The organism is Rhodococcus ruber, from assembly GCF_016804345.1.
GTDB classification, from domain to species: domain Bacteria; phylum Actinomycetota; class Actinomycetes; order Mycobacteriales; family Mycobacteriaceae; genus Rhodococcus; species Rhodococcus ruber.
The window spans coordinates 3,811,134-3,826,218 of record NZ_CP044211.1 but is presented as its reverse complement, the minus strand read 5'-3'; the positions used below and the strand labels follow the sequence as shown (position 1 = coordinate 3,826,218).

Below are 15,085 nucleotides of genomic sequence, written 5' to 3'. Positions count from 1 at the left end.
ACCCCACGTCAACGAGGGGTGGCTCGCGACACGCCGACCGGGTCAGACGGCGGCGAGTTCGCGCTGTCCCCGGTGCAACTGGTGTCGAGCGAACGGCTCGACCTTCTACTCGTGAAAGAAACCTGGCGGACTCACCCATTTGGTCAGCACCAGTTGCGATTTCGGTTGCGGTCTGTACGTCTCGGTCATCTATGCCCCGTCCTCGGGGCCGTCCGGGTCGGGATGCTCGCCTGGCTCACCTTCGACTCGGCGGCGGCGGCGCTCTTTCGTCTCATAGGCGCGCGAGGCCATCGGCGGCTCGTCCTGTTCACCATCCGTGTTTACGGTGTACGGCTTGCCACGCGAGGAACGCGCGTCGTCGCCCTCGACGTCCTCCTGGCGGAGCTGGACAACGTTGGAGCCTTGATTCGGCGGATTCAAGTTCTCCGTCCTGCCCTGCTCCTCCAGTTGATCGATGCGCTGCTGCTGGGCCACCAATGTCCGTAAGAGCGCAATTGCTACCCGCCGTTCGTCGAGGCCCAACTCATCAACCCCTGGTGGAAGGTCATCGGCGAACGGGCGGCCCTTCGGCTTGCGTCCCGCTGCTTCCAGCGCCACTCGTTCCGGTACGCCGGCAAGCCACGCCAGCGCGCGGAGGGTGCGTAGTGATGGATTCGACTTGTAGGTCCCATTGCGGATCTGGTTGATCGTGGTGTGCACGATCTTGTGGCCGCCCCTGCGTGCGATGTCCTCGAGCTCGCGACCGCTGGCCCCATCATGTCGCTCGACCGCCAGGTCTATCAGCTCGTTCAACGACTGTGGTTTCTTCACGACCTAGACAGTCCCCTCCGGTCATCTGCTCGTACCAGAACGCGCAGCGAATTTCGTGACAAGTAGTGGATTCATCATTGCAGCACGATGCATGCAGCTTGCACTTGTCGTGTTGACAAGTAGGTGATGTGCGATGTTAAATCCACTTGTCACAGCGAAGAGTGGAGGGCAGGATGGGACGAGCAAGGCCACCGAAGATCCGGAGGGAAGTCTGGATGAAAGTGAAAGACCCAGGTCAGATCCGACGCTGGCGTAAGCAGAGGCACTACACGCAGCGTGAACTCGCCTACCTGGTCCGTCGCACCCAGGCCACAATCTGGCAGATCGAAGCGGGGCGTCTGACCAACATCAGCGAAGATCTCGCCGTAGCTATCGCGGCCCGCCTCGATGTGCCATGGGAGGACCTTTTCACCGCACATGAGTCCGTTCTCGTGCCCACGATGGAAAGTGCTGTTAACTCCGAACACCGAGTGCCGGCATGAGCGCACAAAAAAGGACCGCCCCGGTGCAACGAGGCGGCCCAGCACCCACCAACCGGAAGGAAAAGCAGATGCAGACCGAGACTAACAGCGACGACCTCGCCACCACCATCGGAGACCTCGTCAACTTGTACGGCCTCCACATCATCAACGCCATGTACTTCGCCGCCACCGGCGCATGGAGCGTAACCATCCACGTCGACGACCGGTTCAGCCACGGCCTCACCGAGGTGCACGGCGACATCCGCGTCATTCGCGCCGACGGCGAAACTCTCCACGAGGCACTGGACATGGCGTACAGCATCTTCCGCGCCGCCAGCCCCAACCACGAAGCCACCACGGCGGTCCGCGATGCGTCGTAACTGCACCTGCGCCGGACCGGTACCCGGATGGCCTCAGCACGAATCCTTCTGTGGGCAGCCGGAAGACGACGACACCTACAGCTACCGCGGCGACCGCGAGCACCACTCCGAACTTCTCGCCGACGCCGACCGAGAGGAAGTCACCCGATGACGCTACAGCCCAACGTGATCGCACGCCTCGACCAGCTCGGCGGCAAGTACCGAATCCGCCACGTCAACCACATCCCCAATCCCGCACCCGCCGGAGACCATTGGGCCGTTCACGCTGTCTTCACCAGCACCGTGGGTGTCAACGACTTCCTGCTCGACACGTTCGCCACACACGGCGATGCCATCGACTTCGTTGTCGCCAAGCTCGGCGAGCTGGAGGTGCTGGCCTCGTGACCGCCACACTGACCATCGTCGAGCCGGGCCTCTACGACGGACTGCCGTCCGACACCTACCACGCCGACCCTGTACCCGCCGGCTCTCTGTCCTCCACAGGCGCACGTAAACTCCTCGCCCCGTCCTGCCCAGCCCTGTTCAAGTACGAGCGCGACCATCCCCAGCCGCCGAAGAAGACCTTCGACTTCGGGCACGCCGCACACCAGCTCGTCCTCGGCGAGGGTCCGGAACTGCGCGAGATCCCCGGTACGCTGCTCGCCACCAACGGAGCAGTCAGCACGAAGGACGCCAAGGCATTCGTCGCCGAAGCGCGCGCTGACGGCGCGGTGCCGCTCAAGCCCGATGACTACCAGATAGTCCACGACATGGCTGCCGAGCTGCGCGCGCATCCCGTCGCCGGGCGCCTGTTCCGGCCCGGCGCCGGCAAAGCCGAGCAGTCCGGCTTCTGGCAGGACGAGAAGACCGGCATCTGGCGTCGGGTCCGCTTCGACTGGATCGTCAACCCACGTGACGGCCGTCGCCTGATCATCGCCGACTACAAGACCGCTCGCAGCGCCGAACCGAGCGAGTTCGCTCGCGCCGCCATCGACCACGGCTACCACCAGCAACACGCCTGGTACCTCGACGCCGCGCGCGCACTACGACTCGGCACCGACCCGCAGTTCGTGTTCGTCGTCCAGGAGAAGACACCGCCTTACGTGGTGTCGGTGATCCAGCTCGACGAGACGTTCCGCCGCATCGGGGACTACCTGAACCGGCAGGCCCTCGACATCTACGAGCAGTGCACCCGCACCGACGTCTGGCCCGGCTACGCCGACGACGTCGCCCTCACCCCACCGCCCGTCTGGTACGAGCGCAGCTTCGAAGAGGAGATCGCAGCGTGACACAACGCATCGACATCGACCACCCAACGCCCGTGCCGGCACCCCGCGCCGAGTTCGTCGGCCAGGCAACCGCCATCGAACAGGCACGCGCGGTCGCCGAGGTCCAGGCCGCCATCGTCGTGGCCCAGCAGTGCCCACGCAACGTCCATCAGGCCGTGGCCGCCATGCGCGAGTCCTGCTCCCAGCGCGGTCTGGCAGAGCGCGCGTTCTTCCGCTTTCCGCGCGCCGGGGGAGCGGTAACCGGCCCATCGATCCACCTCGCCCGCGAACTCGCCCGCTGCTGGGGGAACATCCAGTACGGCATCGCCGAGCTGCGTCGCGACGACGACGCAGGGCTGAGTGAGATGCAGGCCTACGCGTGGGATGTGCAGACGAACACCAGGTCGGCGCAGATCTTCATCGTCCCGCACAAGCGGGACACGAAGGACGGCGTCAAGAAGCTGACCGATATGCGGGATGTATACGAGAACAACGCCAACAACGGTGCTCGCCGCGTCCGTGAGGCGATCTTCGCCGTACTGCCGACATGGTTCACAGAGGAGGCGAAGGACCTGTGTTCGCAGACGCTCAAGGATGGCGGCGGTAAGCCGCTGTCGACGCGCATCGCGGACGCGGTGCGCCTATTCGGCGCGCTGGGGATCTCGCAGGACCAGCTCGAGCAGAAAGTCGGACGGCCCACTGAGAAGTGGACCGAGCATGACGTCGCGCAGATCGGTGTGACGTTCAAGTCGCTGCAGCGTGGCGAGGTCACCCGCGACGAGGAGTTCCCTCCGCAGCGCGTGACCGCTGCGGAGCTGGTTGGTGAGGACGAGCCGCCTGAGCTGGCGCCTGAGCCTGACGCAGATGTCGATCGTTCGGATGAGGTCGCGGATCTGTTCGGGGGTGAGCAGGAATGACGCTCTGGACGGATATGCCGCTCGCCTACCTCGATCTGGAAACCACGTCGGTGAATCCGCATGAGGCTCGGATCGTCACGGCCTGCGTCGGCCGTGTCGACGTCGAGCGGATCATGTTCCTCGCGGATCCCGGTATCGAGATCCCCGCCCAGGCCACCGCGGTTCACGGCATCACGACCGATCAGGCACGGAACGGCATGCCGCACGAGAGGGTTGTCGCATCGCTTATCGGCGAGATGCGATCCGCGTGGGACGCCGGGTACATCGTGGCCGCGTTCAATGCCTGTTACGACCTGACGGTCCTGCACACGCAGAGTGGCGGGGAGTTCACTGTCGACGGTCCTGTGGTTGATCCGTTCGTGATCGACCGCGCGCTGGACCCGTACCGGCGCGGCTCCCGCAAGCTGGCGGACGTCTGCGCGCACTACGGGGTGCGTTTCGATGCCGCCCACGAGGCAGCTTCCGATGCGTTGGCCGCGGCGCGCCTGGCGTGGAAGGTGGGCCGCCGCTTCCCTGAGTTGGCTGTGACGGCCGATGAGTTGATGGAGCTGCAGCAGCGCTGGCACAGGACTCGTCAGGACTCGTACATCGATTACCTGCTCCGGCATGGCAAGTCGGCTGACGACGTCAATCGCGACTGGCCTTTGCAGTCCGCCGCCTGATCTCGAATTTCTGGACTATCCGAAAGGAGTGCTGTCGCATGTTTTCTCGTAGGCGAACAGTGGTTGCGTTGCTCAGCTTGCTGGCGGGTGCCGCATTGGTGGCGGGTTTCGATTCGCGCGAGTCGGAGCCGGTGGTGATCGGTGAGTACCCGGCCAAGCCTGCCGTCTCGCTGGCGGGCGTTCCGGAATTGGTGGTGCCGCGATGAGAAAGAGCGTGAATCCGGCGTACATGACGATGGCCGAGGTTGCCGAGGCGCTGGCGTTGCGGCCGGCGACGGTCAAGAAGCGGCGGATGAACCGGGAGTGCCATCCGTTCTTCCGGAAGGCATTCAAGACGGGCCCGAGCGCGAATTCGCCGCTGTTGTGGCACCGCGCTGACGTCGACGAGTACGTGCGTGAGCTGACCGGCCGCGGGCTCGGCGGTGCCGCATGACAATCGAAAGTGATGTAGAGAATCCCCCCGTGCACGATGCCAGGCGCGCAATCGTGCACGGGGAGCCGTGCGGAGCTGGGTGCTTATCCGTCGACCTTTCCGGCCTCCAGTGCGTTGAGCCTGTTTTCCAGGTCTGCGAGCCCATTCAAGAGCGATTGGGCGAACATGCCGGGCAGCTTAAAGCCGTTGATGCCGGTGTTCGATTGAGCAGCGGTTCGGATCTCGGCGGCTACGCGCTTGGTGATCGGAAGGTCGTCAGGGATGGTGCTTCCGAAGTCGTAGTTGGACACGATTCTTCTCCTCTAGTTGATGGGTACGGCTGCCCAACCGTAGAAGACGATGAGACTGCGGGCTTCAGTAGGACGGTTCCCGTGGCTGAGGCGAATGGCGGTTCGGTATGACCGCCCACTTGCCCCACCAGCAGAAGGCCGCCGATCTGCTCGTTCTCGCGCAAACGCAGCTCGGCTCCGGCCGCCGCTTCGAAGCCGTCTCGGCCGCACACGTGCACGCCGTCCTCGACCTCACCGAAGCCGTACAGCAACTCACCGCGGCCCTCACCACCGACGAATTCGCACGGACAGGGGAGCGGTCATGAAGCCACTCGCCACCGCTGCCGAAGCGATCGGCCTCACCGCAGCCGGCCTCCTGGCCGCCGGTGCCCTCGTCATCGTCTGGCTCATCCCAACCGGAAGGGGAACCGTCCTGTGAGTTCCGACCGCAACGCCGCGCACGTGATCGCGGCCCGGGTCCTCGCCGAGGGGGACTGGAAGGACCACGCCGACCTTGCCCAGCGGGTGACCGACGCGATCCTCGCCGCTGGCTGGCGCGAACCGCAGGAACCCACCGACCACGACGTCGAGCTCCGACGCCAAGCCCTGCAGTCCAGCGCCGAACTGTGGCGCGGCCTCGACATCCTCGACCGCGAACTCCGCGCCGGCAAGTTCACCTCAGCCCGAGACACCGTGCAGATGCTCCGCGCCGTCGTCCGCATCCAGGACGCCACGATCCAGCACCTCACCGCCAGACATGCTCAGGAGAACCGATGACCACCACCGAGATCACCCCCGAACTGCTCCGCGACGTCGCCGACTTGATCGACGGCACCGGACACGGACTCGGACCTGGCGCCGCACTGCGCGACGAAGCTGACCGGATCGAGCGCAAACAGTCCGACGAGAAGCGCATCGACGAACTCGCACGTGTGTGGGTGCAGGTTTACGACAACCATCAGGGCCCGTTTGATGACAGGGTTCGTGACGGCATTCGTGCCGTACTCGCCCACCTCCAGCAGGAACACGAGACGCCGAAGTTCGACCAGTGCGGAATCGAGATCAAGCCACTCCGCCAGTGGAGTGACCTGCGCTACGTGCCCGACGAAGTGAAGGTGGTCCGGGACCCGAAGGGCATCGAGTGGCACCGCACTCCCGGCGGCGGCTGGGCGCTCGATGCGAGCACATGGACGCCGGGCCGAGAGAGTTCCCCGTTCACCGAGGTGATCGATCATGGGTGACCGCACCGGTATCGAATGGACCGACGCCACCTGGAACCCCGTCACCGGCTGCACCAAGGTGTCCCCAGGCTGCGATCACTGCTATGCCGAGGGCATCGCGCATCGCTTCGCCGGCACCAAGGCCTACCCCAACGGGTTCGAGGTGACGTTGCGGCAGGAGCGGCTCGATCAGCCGCTCCGGTGGCGGCGGCCGCGCCGCGTGTTCGTCAACTCCATGTCCGACCTGTTCCACCACAACGTGCCAGACAAGTACATCGCCATGGTCTTCTCCGTCATGGCTGCGGCTCCGCAGCACACCTTCCAGGTGCTCACCAAGCGGCACGCCCGGATGCGCGCGCTACTGAAGTCGGAGACGTTCCGGGAGCAGGTGTTCAAGACCGTCGCGGTGCAGCACCCCGGAGATGTGATGGGTGACTACTGGCCGCTGCCGAATGTCTGGCTCGGTGTCTCCACCGAGAGCCAGCAGTGGGCCGACACGCGGATCCCCGCGCTGCTCAGCACGCCGGCGGCGGTTCGGTTCATCAGCGCCGAGCCGCTCCTCGGGCCGATCGACCTTGCGAGGGTCGGTGCGCCGCCGTTCTGGTGCCTCGGGCATGGGCGCCCGACAGTTGACTGCCCGAACGACCTGCACCTCCCACGGCACGGCATCGACTGGGTGATCGTCGGCGGAGAATCCGGCCCCGGCGCCCGGCCGATGCACCCCGACTGGGTGCGCCACCTTCGCGACCAGTGCACCTCTTCTGGCGTGCCGTTCCTGTTCAAGCAGTGGGGCGAGTGGGCGCCGTCGGCGCGGCCCTCCGAGTTCGTCGACGCGGACGGGCATCGCAAGACCACGAACGACCTGACCGCCCTCACGCTCCCCGCCTCCTGGGCGCCGGTTCGGCGCGTCGGAAAGAAGGTCGCCGGACGCGAACTCGACGGCCGCACCTGGGACCAATACCCGAAGGAGACCGCAGATGCCTGAGCGGATCCAACGGAAGCGCACCAAGGGCTGGCGAATGCCTGAAGGAGCCGTGTACGTCGGCCGCCCGACGAAGTGGGGCAACCCTGCCTACATTGGCGGGACCTTCTCCGTTGGAGAACCGAGCGGATTGTGGCTTGGTCAGGCCGGGCGGCGGACTCTTACGGCCACAGTCCGGTCGAACGCGACAGCAACCAGCATCTACCTTGGCGGTCTCCGAACTGGGATGAGCGAGTTCCACAACGAGGGCGTGTGGAGCGAATGCCATCTTCCTTCGATCGACGAGATCCGCGCCGAGCTCGCCGGCAAGGACCTCGTGTGCTGGTGCCCGCTCGAAGACGAGCACGGCAACCGAGTGCCCTGCCACGCCGACGTCCTACTCGAACTCGCCAACGGAGGCACCCATGCCTGACCTCGCCGCCCTCATCGCCAAATACCGCGCCGCATACAGCCGATACTTCAACGACGCCTACGACGAAGACGACGCCTGGGAAGCGGCCCGCGAAACCATCGGCATCGCAAACGAACTCGTCGACACCTTGGCCGACGCCGATCCCAGCACGGTGGCCGACGGATTCGGCATCAAGAGCCTGCAGGTGCAGGACGGCGCCGCCGATCTGAAGTTCGTCGCCAACACCGAGCAGGCCGAACACCTCATGCTCGCCATCAGCGACGCCTGCGGACACATGCTCGACAGCAACGACGCCACCAACTACGTCGAGTTCCAGGTCTCGAAGCGAGGCCGTCCCACCTACGTCGTGCACGTACGCCGGTACATGCGTCCGACACCGCACAAGCTGCGGGAGCAGGCAGAAGCCCGCGCCGAGCGCGCCGAGGCTGCACTCGAACGCGTGCGGTCACTTACAGCGCGCCCTGACGGCTCTTCGCGCCCCGACGAATTCAGAATTTTGGTGAGCCGCATCAGAGCCGCCCTGGACGGTGACCAGTGACCGACATCCTCACCATCACCATCGGCCTCACACTCCTCGTCCTCATCGCAGCCGGTGGAGGCATCATCAGCTACCTCGTCGCGAAGTGGCTGATCTGGCTGTGGGAGAAGCCATGACACCCGACCAGCTGCGCCTCATCGGTGAACTCGCGGACTGGCAGATCCTCGGCCTCGCCGACAACCCTGACTACTGGTGCCGGTACATCCGCGACATGCACGGCGGCGGCACCCCGCGTGACAAGCAGTGGTACGACGCTGGCCTGTGGTGCTCCACCTACCGGTGGGGCATCGCCATGACCACCCACGGCGACTACACGAAACAGCGCAGCCTCCGCGACCCCGAGCACGCCGTCACCCTCACCTGGCGCCAGATCATCGACTGGGTCAGCCAACTCCCCGACGAACTCCGCGCCGACGCCCGCCGCGCGCGCACAGCCGACGACGAGGAAATGCAGCGTGTCATCGCGCAGCTCCTCGAGCCGGCACCGACCGAACCGGAGGAGCTCGCGCTGTGGTGAACCAGGACTACCACGTCACCGACAACGTGCCCGCTGCCCGCGTCGAGAAGCCACCCACACCACCAGCCAGGTCGTGCAAGGTCTGTGGCGCTCCGGCCGCGCCCGGCGCCTACTGGTGCAGAGCCTGCAAGGGACTGCTGTGACCGCCCGATGCCCGTGCTGCCATCAACCCCAGCCCAGCACCCGTGACGTGCTGGCCGGGATGCTCCTGCGCGTCATGCCGCGACGCATCCCTACCCGGTGGGACGCCCAAGACCTCGCCAGCGAAGCCATCGCAGTCCTGCGCGAGCTGGGATGGCAGCCACCGGACAGCAAAGACACTCGAGCGCGTCGCGCAATCGTGGATGCGCACCAGATGCTGAGCAGGCCGTCATGACCGCCTGCTGCCCCGTCTGCCGACGCGACGTCCACCGCGTCTCTGAAACGACCGGACACGTACCGCGGCACAACGAGACGGCCCGAAACCCGTGCCCCGTGAGCGGCCGGCACATTCCCCCCGAGTGGATCGAAAGGAGAGCAGCCTAAATGGAGCGCGTCTGGCTGTCGACCTCGTACTACCTCGACCCCGCAGTAATGAACCTCAGCCCCCAAGCCGAGGTCCTATTCCTGCGGTCGATCGCGTACTCGGGAGCCGCCGAAACGCGCGGATTTGTGCCGCGAAAAGTACTACGAAACTTCGGAATTTCTGCGATTTCTCGACGAATCTCTGAGCTTTTGAGCGCCGGTTTGTGGGAAGAAATCGACGACGACGGATACCTCATCACCGGGTGGTCCAAGTGGCAGAAAAACGGGGATGCGCTGCTGGAACGCCGAAAGAAAGACAGGGAACGTCAAGCCCGCAGACGAAAAAACGTCCGCGGACAGTCACGTGACACGTCACGTGACGTCACGGGGGGAGAAGAGAGTAGAGAAGAAAAAGAAGGTACTTACGTACCTTCTTCATCTCACCAGAGCAACGCGCGCGAAACCCACACACCGCGGCCAACAGGACCCGCCGTCGACGTCGACGGCTGGAAACTCGTCCGCGACGTCATCCCCCTCGAACACCCCCAAGCCACACGCACCGCCCTCGCCATCGAAGCCGGCACCCTCCTCAAATCCGGCAGCACCGAAACAGACATCCGCACCGCACTCACCCTCTGGCTCACCAAAGCCACCCTCGGACCACGAACCCTCCCCAGCCTCGTCTCCGAAGTCATCCGCAGCCGAAACCAACCACCACGCGGAACCCACACAACCGCAACCTCCACCACCGACCAACGAGTCGCCCAAGCCCAAGCCCTCAAATCACAACCAGCAATCCCACCCCCCCGACCACTGGAACTGCCATGACCCTCACCCGCGACGACGTCATCGACGTCCTCACCGCCTGCGCCTCCATCGACCAGCGCAAAGTCGGAGCAACCGACATCACCGCCTGGTGGACCACCCTGCGCCCCGACCTCGACCTGCAACTCGCCCTCGACGCAGTGCGCGTGCACTACGCGACCTCCACCGACCGCGCCCTACCCGGCCACATCAACCAACTCGCCGTCCAAATCCGCAAAGACCGAGCCGAACGCGAAGACCACGAACAACGCGAAGCCAGACAGCTCGCCAACGACCAACGACACGGCATCGAAGTCGCCCAAGCCGGACTCGCCATCAACGCCGAGGGTCCCCCCGTTCCCGGCGCCTACCAGATCAACGACGCCGTCAACCGCGACTGCCCAAAATGCAAAGCCGAACCGTACGAACCCTGCACCAACCCAATCAACGGCCAACCCCGCCGCATACCCTGCCCCGCACGACTCAAGGAAACCGCCTAATGCCCCGCAACCGCGCATCCGCCAAATCCGCCGGTGCACGCTTCGAACGGCACATCGCCGACTACCTCGCCCAGGCACTTGGCGATGACCGAATCGATCGGCGCGTCAAGACCGGAGCCAGAGACCGCGGCGACATCGCTGGACTGCGCATCCACGGTCAACGACTCGTCGCCGAGTTGAAGAACTGCCAGCGTCTCGACCTTCCCCGCTGGACCCGAGAAGCCGCCCTTGAGGCCAGAAACGACGACGCGCTCACGGGGGTCGTGATCCACAAGCGACACGGCGTCGGCGACCCTGCCCAGCAGTGGGTGACGATGACCGTCGAGCAGTTCGTCGCCCTGGTCAGCGGAGAAAAGCCGACATTGACGCGACCGTGCTGACAAGTGAGTTAAACATCGCCCATCACTGCGTTATGCTCGCCATTGCGCCTGGTGCAACAGGCCCGACACGACCGGAAGGAACCCCATGAACCCCACCCCGATCTACACCCAGCTCCTCGCCGAAACCCTCCACCACGGACCATTCGGATTCCTCGTCGACGACGAATCGAGCAACTAACCCAACCACCGGCCGCGCCCACCCCCTCAAGGCGCGGCCGGACCCCATCCCGGCGACGAAAGGAGCACACCATGCCAGCGGCCCACACCAACCCCGACCAAGCCAACGCACGCATCGACGCACCCGAAGCCGAACTCACCGCCACCACCGACGCCGCTGTCAACCCACAGCTCGTCAACCGAGGAGGCCCCCGTGGGTAGCACCAGCCCGACCGACCCCCAGAACTTGGACGCGTCGGAGAAGGCACGGCTGGCGCTGGCTGCGCGCCGGGACGGGAAGCAGTGGGCAGAGATCGCCGAGGATCTCGGCTATGCGGATGCGTCGGGGGCGTACCGGGCAGCGAAGCGACTCCTCGACAGGACCGAGTTCGAAGCGGTGGAGGAGTACCGGGCGATCGAAGCGGACCGCCTGGACGACGCGCACCGCACCCAGCTCGAGCATCTGACGAAGGTGAAGCTGACAGGTGCCCCCGAGGACGTGTCGGCGGTCGCGAAGGCGGTGTCCGCGATCGTCCGGATCTCCGACCGTCGCTCGAAGCTACTCGGACTGGACGCCCCCACCCGCGTCGACGTGGCGCACAGCGGAGAGGACTTTGCTGCCACCGCCGCGAAGTTGATGAAGGAGATCGGTCTGGCCGTGCCTTCCGACTTCACGCCCGACGAGGACAGCGCCGAGGCCGAGGACCAGGACGAGGAAGCGCACGGAGGGGGAGACCCGTGGGTGCGGTAGGGAACAGGCGCGTCAAGGCATACAAGACCTGTCCTATCGAGGGCTGCGACTGGCAGCTGATCACCGAATGGTTCGACGGATCCCCAGACCAGGTCGTCAAGGTGTCTCAGGCCGAGCAGGAGACCGCCGCCGGCCTCCACATGAGGTCGCACTACACCCCCGAAAGGACGTACTTCACATGACACTCGACATGGCCTGCCCCGTGTGTCATGCGGCGTTCATCCCGCCGGAGGACGCACTCGCCTATCCGCCGGACGGTTCAGTGGCGGTGTGCGTCACCTGTGCCGATGTCGTGGTGTGGAACCAAACCTGTGGATGGGAGCTCCCGGACGCGGAGCACAAGGCGGAACTGCTGGAACTGCAGCCCGTGGTCGACTCCCTGATGGAGATCCGGCAGTGGCACGACCAGTGCGAGAAGGACCGGGAGACGCTGCGCTCGCTGATCTCCCACGGGTACCTCGTCGGATCGAGCATCACCGACATCGTGGAGGCCATCCTCGACAGCGGATTCCACCGCCACCCGGACAACGCGGAGGACAACGATGTCTGAGGAACCAACCCTGTCCGACACCGACAACCCGGATACCGGCCGACAACGGGACGGCGGTGGACTTCGCCGGACACGTGGCCGTCCCGCATCCCTGCGCCGAGGAGACTGCCGAACAAGCGCCTGGCAGCCCGACGACAATCTGATCACTGCCGCACAGGCCGGCCAACTCTCCATCCGCAACCTCAGCTGTGAAGACCGATCCTGGGTGGTCGCCGGACTGACCGCCCGCGGTGTCACCGCCGAAGACACCGCCACCATGCTTCGATGCTCACTCAGGTTGATCAAACAGATCCGGGCGAACCCGATGACCGCAGTCTCGTTCTATGCGCAAACCATCGCTGTTGAGGTCGAGACCGCCCGGCTCCAAGCGAAGACAGCGAAACGCGCCTACGCCTACGAGCTCGAGGATCTGCGGATGACCGCGGAACGGTACAAGAAGCAACGCGATGACCTGATCGACCAGCTCGCCGCCCAGGCGCGACGAGCGGAGAGGCAGGACGCGTGAACGAAAACACCCCGTCCATTCTGTGAAAGGGCCTGTTGCGATGTACCTCGGTGAAGAGCCCCGCACCACCCCAACACCCGCCGGCCACATCGAACGACTCGAAACGAGTATCGCCCGCACCGTCCACGAGATCGACGAGCTCCGCGCCGAGAACACCCGGCTACGGGCTCTGGTGCCCGGCTTCGAGACCACCACCCTGCACACCAGCGACCACCTGAAGACAGTCCGCGAAGCATTGTGCGTCGCTCAGGCGGCGATCGGAAACTTCCCGAACCGACCCCTCAACTGGCCTCAGCACATCCAGCATTTGCAGCGCCTCATCGACGACATCGACCGACAGCGACCGCTCGGATCGAACGGCAAGCACGGCAACCTCCATACGCCCACCTGCCAATGTGAGGACAAGGCCGGGTAACGATGGACGAGGACCCCGTCGAGAAGCTCCACGAGCACACCCGCGGCTGGTCGGCCGAACGCAAAAATGCACTGATGCTGTGGCTCCGGGCGCAGCACACCCGCCACGTCATCCAATCCCGATACAGCCACCCTGCGGAGCTGGCAGCCGCCGTCGACCCGAACTTCGTGATCACCCCTGCAGTCGACGTCATCTCCCGGACCGTGGAGCGCGTCATCCGCGAGCCGCAACGCAACCTTCTCGTGACGATGCCTCCACAAGAAGGCAAGAGCTCCCTGTGCGCCATCTGGGCGCCACTCCGCGCCCTGCAGCTCAACCCCGACACCCGCATCATCGTCGCCGCCTACGGTGACGCCCTCGCCGAAGACCACTCCCGTGCCGCCCGCGGCTGGATCGAAACCGCCGGCACCGGCGCCGTCGACGCCATCACCGGACAACCCGTCGAAGACAAACTCGGACTGCAGCTCTCCCGCACGTCCACATCCGTGTCGTCCTGGCAGGTCGCCGGAGGCAAAGGCGGATACAAAGCCGTCGGCCTCGGCTCATCCATCACCGGCCGCGCCGCCGACCTCCTCATCGTCGACGACCCCTACAAGAACATGCAGGAAGCCGACAGCGTCGCGCACCGCCGCAAAGTGAGCGAGTGGTTCAAATCCGTCGCGCTCACCCGACTCTCCCCGGACGCGTCGATCATCCTCATCCAAACTCGCTGGCACGCCGAAGACCTCTCCGGGGAAATCCTCGCCGCCGAGCAGGAACTCCCACCCCACCAACGCACGTGGCGGCACATCAACATCCCCGCCGTCTCCGAAGCCGGTATCCCCGACGAACTCGACCGGCCCCCAGGTGTCGCCATGACCTCCGCACGAGGCCGCACCCCCGAACAGTTCGCCACCCGCCGCCGCCAGGTCGGGGAGCGTGTCTGGTACGCCCTCTACCAAGGCACCCCCACACCAGCCGAAGGCGGCCTGTTCACCCGCACATGGTTCGACACCCACAAGCTCGAGGAGCAGCCGGACCGCTCCACCCTGCGCATCATCGCCGTCGACCCCGCCGAAACCGGGGAAGGCGACGAGGCCGGCATCATCGCCGCCGCCCTCCTCCCTGACGGCACAGTCGCCCTGACCCATGACCGGTCCGAGCAGATGACCTCCGAACAGTGGGGCCAAGCCGCCGTGAAGCTCGCCATGGAAACCCACGCCAGCGAGATCGCCGTCGAAACCTACACCGCAGGCACCACCTACGTGAACGTCGTCAAGCGCGCGATCAAGGCCTACCGCGACAAACTCCAGGCGGGGTTCGATGGGAACGATCGGGAGATCGCCGCAGCCATTCGCCGCACCCACGACCTGAAGGTGTACCCGTGGCGAGGCAAGGGGGACGCCGTCGCCCGCTCCGCGCTGCTCCGGCAGGCGGTGGAGGTCGGCACCTGCAGGACCGTCACATCCGAAATGACCACGCTGGTGGAGCAGGCCGTCACGTGGCAGCAAGGCCAGCACCAACCCGACCGAGTCGCCGCCGCGATCATCGCCCACGACCGACTCATCGCCCGCGGTGGGCGTACATCGAGTCTCGGCAACCCCGCCCGTCCCGCGACTGCTGCGCCTGCACCGGCGTGGCTCACCCGCAAAATCGGATAGCTCCTGCACGGTGCGTCTTTACCGTTGCGCGC

Annotated in this window: 26 protein-coding genes; 24 read left to right on the top strand and 2 right to left on the bottom strand. The window is 65.5% G+C overall.

Annotation, left to right across the window (positions count from 1 at the left end; genetic code table 11):
- Positions 1-189: 189 nt before the first annotated feature.
- Positions 190-810: a hypothetical protein gene (locus tag F1734_RS17680; protein ID WP_203010852.1), complete on the bottom strand. Its 621-nt coding sequence runs from the start codon at positions 808-810 to the stop codon at positions 190-192.
- A 215-nt stretch (positions 811-1,025) separates the two neighbouring features.
- Between F1734_RS17680 and F1734_RS17675 the strand changes: the two genes are divergently transcribed.
- From F1734_RS17675 to F1734_RS17640, 8 genes are all read left to right on the top strand, one after another.
- Complete coding sequence (locus tag F1734_RS17675; protein WP_102031278.1) at positions 1,026-1,292, top strand: helix-turn-helix transcriptional regulator; 267 nt, start codon at positions 1,026-1,028, stop codon at positions 1,290-1,292.
- A 68-nt stretch (positions 1,293-1,360) separates the two neighbouring features.
- Complete coding sequence (locus F1734_RS17670; RefSeq protein ID WP_203010851.1) at positions 1,361-1,651, top strand: hypothetical protein; 291 nt, start codon at positions 1,361-1,363, stop codon at positions 1,649-1,651.
- Positions 1,652-1,798: 147 nt separating this feature from the next.
- Positions 1,799-2,035, top strand: coding sequence for a hypothetical protein (locus F1734_RS17665; protein ID WP_203010850.1), 237 nt, complete (start codon positions 1,799-1,801; stop codon positions 2,033-2,035).
- Positions 2,032-2,919, top strand: coding sequence for a PD-(D/E)XK nuclease-like domain-containing protein (locus F1734_RS17660; protein ID WP_203010849.1), 888 nt, complete (start codon positions 2,032-2,034; stop codon positions 2,917-2,919). Before F1734_RS17665 ends, F1734_RS17660 begins: the two co-directional genes overlap by 4 nt.
- Entirely contained in the window at positions 2,916-3,815 is a 900-nt protein-coding gene (locus F1734_RS17655; protein ID WP_203010848.1) for a hypothetical protein, read from the top strand. Before F1734_RS17660 ends, F1734_RS17655 begins: the two co-directional genes overlap by 4 nt.
- A complete protein-coding gene (locus F1734_RS17650) occupies positions 3,812-4,477 on the top strand; it encodes an exonuclease domain-containing protein (RefSeq protein WP_238423971.1) in 666 nt (221 codons plus the stop codon). Before F1734_RS17655 ends, F1734_RS17650 begins: the two co-directional genes overlap by 4 nt.
- 68 nt (positions 4,478-4,545) lie before the next feature.
- Positions 4,546-4,683, top strand: coding sequence for a hypothetical protein (locus F1734_RS17645; RefSeq protein WP_190242309.1), 138 nt, complete (start codon positions 4,546-4,548; stop codon positions 4,681-4,683).
- Entirely contained in the window at positions 4,680-4,910 is a 231-nt protein-coding gene (locus tag F1734_RS17640; protein WP_059174423.1) for a hypothetical protein, read from the top strand. Before F1734_RS17645 ends, F1734_RS17640 begins: the two co-directional genes overlap by 4 nt.
- 83 nt (positions 4,911-4,993) lie before the next feature.
- Here F1734_RS17640 and F1734_RS17635 read toward each other — a convergent pair whose 3' ends face one another.
- Positions 4,994-5,200 (bottom strand): hypothetical protein, encoded by a 207-nt coding sequence (locus tag F1734_RS17635; RefSeq protein WP_203010847.1) that lies wholly within the window; start codon positions 5,198-5,200, stop codon positions 4,994-4,996.
- 107 nt (positions 5,201-5,307) lie between these two features.
- Between F1734_RS17635 and F1734_RS17630 the strand changes: the two genes are divergently transcribed.
- The 16 genes from F1734_RS17630 to F1734_RS17560 all read left to right on the top strand — a co-directional run bounded on the left by F1734_RS17630 (position 5,308) and on the right by F1734_RS17560 (position 15,053).
- Positions 5,308-5,505 (top strand): hypothetical protein, encoded by a 198-nt coding sequence (locus F1734_RS17630; protein ID WP_203010846.1) that lies wholly within the window; start codon positions 5,308-5,310, stop codon positions 5,503-5,505.
- 109 nt (positions 5,506-5,614) lie between these two features.
- Positions 5,615-5,956, top strand: a complete 342-nt coding sequence (locus F1734_RS17625) for a hypothetical protein (protein ID WP_203010845.1) — start codon at positions 5,615-5,617, stop codon at positions 5,954-5,956.
- Positions 5,953-6,420: a hypothetical protein gene (locus tag F1734_RS17620; protein ID WP_203010844.1), complete on the top strand. Its 468-nt coding sequence runs from the start codon at positions 5,953-5,955 to the stop codon at positions 6,418-6,420. Before F1734_RS17625 ends, F1734_RS17620 begins: the two co-directional genes overlap by 4 nt.
- Positions 6,413-7,384, top strand: coding sequence for a DUF5131 family protein (locus F1734_RS17615; protein ID WP_203010843.1), 972 nt, complete (start codon positions 6,413-6,415; stop codon positions 7,382-7,384). The genes F1734_RS17620 and F1734_RS17615 overlap by 8 nt, the downstream gene beginning before the upstream one ends.
- Positions 7,377-7,793 (top strand): DUF4326 domain-containing protein, encoded by a 417-nt coding sequence (locus tag F1734_RS17610; protein ID WP_203010842.1) that lies wholly within the window; start codon positions 7,377-7,379, stop codon positions 7,791-7,793. The genes F1734_RS17615 and F1734_RS17610 overlap by 8 nt, the downstream gene beginning before the upstream one ends.
- Positions 7,786-8,331: a hypothetical protein gene (locus F1734_RS17605; RefSeq protein WP_203010841.1), complete on the top strand. Its 546-nt coding sequence runs from the start codon at positions 7,786-7,788 to the stop codon at positions 8,329-8,331. Before F1734_RS17610 ends, F1734_RS17605 begins: the two co-directional genes overlap by 8 nt.
- A gap of 112 nt (positions 8,332-8,443) precedes the next feature.
- On the top strand, positions 8,444-8,848 hold the full coding sequence (locus tag F1734_RS17600) for a hypothetical protein (protein WP_203010840.1): 405 nt from the start codon (positions 8,444-8,446) through the stop codon (positions 8,846-8,848).
- A 525-nt stretch (positions 8,849-9,373) separates the two neighbouring features.
- Positions 9,374-10,180 carry a hypothetical protein gene (locus tag F1734_RS17595; RefSeq protein WP_203010839.1) on the top strand — a complete coding sequence of 269 codons (807 nt, stop codon included), beginning with the start codon at positions 9,374-9,376 and terminating at the stop codon, positions 10,178-10,180.
- Complete coding sequence (locus F1734_RS17590; protein WP_203010838.1) at positions 10,177-10,656, top strand: zinc finger domain-containing protein; 480 nt, start codon at positions 10,177-10,179, stop codon at positions 10,654-10,656. The genes F1734_RS17595 and F1734_RS17590 overlap by 4 nt, the downstream gene beginning before the upstream one ends.
- Complete coding sequence (locus tag F1734_RS17585) at positions 10,656-11,036, top strand: hypothetical protein (protein WP_203010837.1); 381 nt, start codon at positions 10,656-10,658, stop codon at positions 11,034-11,036. The genes F1734_RS17590 and F1734_RS17585 overlap by 1 nt, the downstream gene beginning before the upstream one ends.
- Positions 11,037-11,285: 249 nt before the next feature.
- Positions 11,286-11,414: a hypothetical protein gene (locus F1734_RS26455; protein ID WP_274382430.1), complete on the top strand. Its 129-nt coding sequence runs from the start codon at positions 11,286-11,288 to the stop codon at positions 11,412-11,414.
- The gene (locus F1734_RS17580; RefSeq protein WP_203010836.1) at positions 11,407-11,943 is read left to right on the top strand and encodes a hypothetical protein; all 537 of its coding nucleotides are present in this window, start codon (positions 11,407-11,409) and stop codon (positions 11,941-11,943) included. Before F1734_RS26455 ends, F1734_RS17580 begins: the two co-directional genes overlap by 8 nt.
- Before the next feature lie 178 nt (positions 11,944-12,121).
- Positions 12,122-12,493 carry a hypothetical protein gene (locus tag F1734_RS17575; protein ID WP_203010835.1) on the top strand — a complete coding sequence of 124 codons (372 nt, stop codon included), beginning with the start codon at positions 12,122-12,124 and terminating at the stop codon, positions 12,491-12,493.
- Positions 12,486-12,998, top strand: a complete 513-nt coding sequence (locus F1734_RS17570) for a hypothetical protein (protein ID WP_203010834.1) — start codon at positions 12,486-12,488, stop codon at positions 12,996-12,998. Before F1734_RS17575 ends, F1734_RS17570 begins: the two co-directional genes overlap by 8 nt.
- Before the next feature lie 40 nt (positions 12,999-13,038).
- Positions 13,039-13,413 carry a hypothetical protein gene (locus F1734_RS26310; protein WP_238423970.1) on the top strand — a complete coding sequence of 125 codons (375 nt, stop codon included), beginning with the start codon at positions 13,039-13,041 and terminating at the stop codon, positions 13,411-13,413.
- 2 nt (positions 13,414-13,415) lie between these two features.
- On the top strand, positions 13,416-15,053 hold the full coding sequence (locus F1734_RS17560) for a terminase large subunit domain-containing protein (RefSeq protein WP_203010833.1): 1,638 nt from the start codon (positions 13,416-13,418) through the stop codon (positions 15,051-15,053).
- The last annotated feature ends 32 nt before the right edge of the window (positions 15,054-15,085 follow it).

Bases quoted from the DNA above. Each gene is read 5' to 3' on its own strand.
- F1734_RS17610 (WP_203010842.1), top strand. From the start codon at position 7,377: ATGCCTGAGCGGATCCAACGGAAGCGCACCAAGGGCTGGCGAATGCCT.
- F1734_RS17570 (WP_203010834.1), top strand. From the start codon at position 12,486: ATGTCTGAGGAACCAACCCTGTCCGACACCGACAACCCGGATACCGGC.
- F1734_RS17670 (WP_203010851.1), top strand. From the start codon at position 1,361: ATGCAGACCGAGACTAACAGCGACGACCTCGCCACCACCATCGGAGAC.
- F1734_RS26310 (WP_238423970.1), top strand. From the start codon at position 13,039: ATGTACCTCGGTGAAGAGCCCCGCACCACCCCAACACCCGCCGGCCAC.
- F1734_RS17605 (WP_203010841.1), top strand. From the start codon at position 7,786: ATGCCTGACCTCGCCGCCCTCATCGCCAAATACCGCGCCGCATACAGC.
- F1734_RS17615 (WP_203010843.1), top strand. From the start codon at position 6,413: ATGGGTGACCGCACCGGTATCGAATGGACCGACGCCACCTGGAACCCC.
- F1734_RS17595 (WP_203010839.1), top strand. From the start codon at position 9,374: ATGGAGCGCGTCTGGCTGTCGACCTCGTACTACCTCGACCCCGCAGTA.
- F1734_RS17650 (WP_238423971.1), top strand. From the start codon at position 3,812: ATGACGCTCTGGACGGATATGCCGCTCGCCTACCTCGATCTGGAAACC.
- F1734_RS17585 (WP_203010837.1), top strand. From the start codon at position 10,656: ATGCCCCGCAACCGCGCATCCGCCAAATCCGCCGGTGCACGCTTCGAA.
- F1734_RS17620 (WP_203010844.1), top strand. From the start codon at position 5,953: ATGACCACCACCGAGATCACCCCCGAACTGCTCCGCGACGTCGCCGAC.
- F1734_RS17640 (WP_059174423.1), top strand. From the start codon at position 4,680: ATGAGAAAGAGCGTGAATCCGGCGTACATGACGATGGCCGAGGTTGCC.
- F1734_RS17590 (WP_203010838.1), top strand. From the start codon at position 10,177: ATGACCCTCACCCGCGACGACGTCATCGACGTCCTCACCGCCTGCGCC.
- F1734_RS17665 (WP_203010850.1), top strand. From the start codon at position 1,799: ATGACGCTACAGCCCAACGTGATCGCACGCCTCGACCAGCTCGGCGGC.
- F1734_RS17600 (WP_203010840.1), top strand. From the start codon at position 8,444: ATGACACCCGACCAGCTGCGCCTCATCGGTGAACTCGCGGACTGGCAG.
- F1734_RS17575 (WP_203010835.1), top strand. From the start codon at position 12,122: ATGACACTCGACATGGCCTGCCCCGTGTGTCATGCGGCGTTCATCCCG.
- F1734_RS17630 (WP_203010846.1), top strand. From the start codon at position 5,308: ATGACCGCCCACTTGCCCCACCAGCAGAAGGCCGCCGATCTGCTCGTT.
- F1734_RS26455 (WP_274382430.1), top strand. From the start codon at position 11,286: ATGCCAGCGGCCCACACCAACCCCGACCAAGCCAACGCACGCATCGAC.
- F1734_RS17560 (WP_203010833.1), top strand. From the start codon at position 13,416: ATGGACGAGGACCCCGTCGAGAAGCTCCACGAGCACACCCGCGGCTGG.
- F1734_RS17675 (WP_102031278.1), top strand. From the start codon at position 1,026: ATGAAAGTGAAAGACCCAGGTCAGATCCGACGCTGGCGTAAGCAGAGG.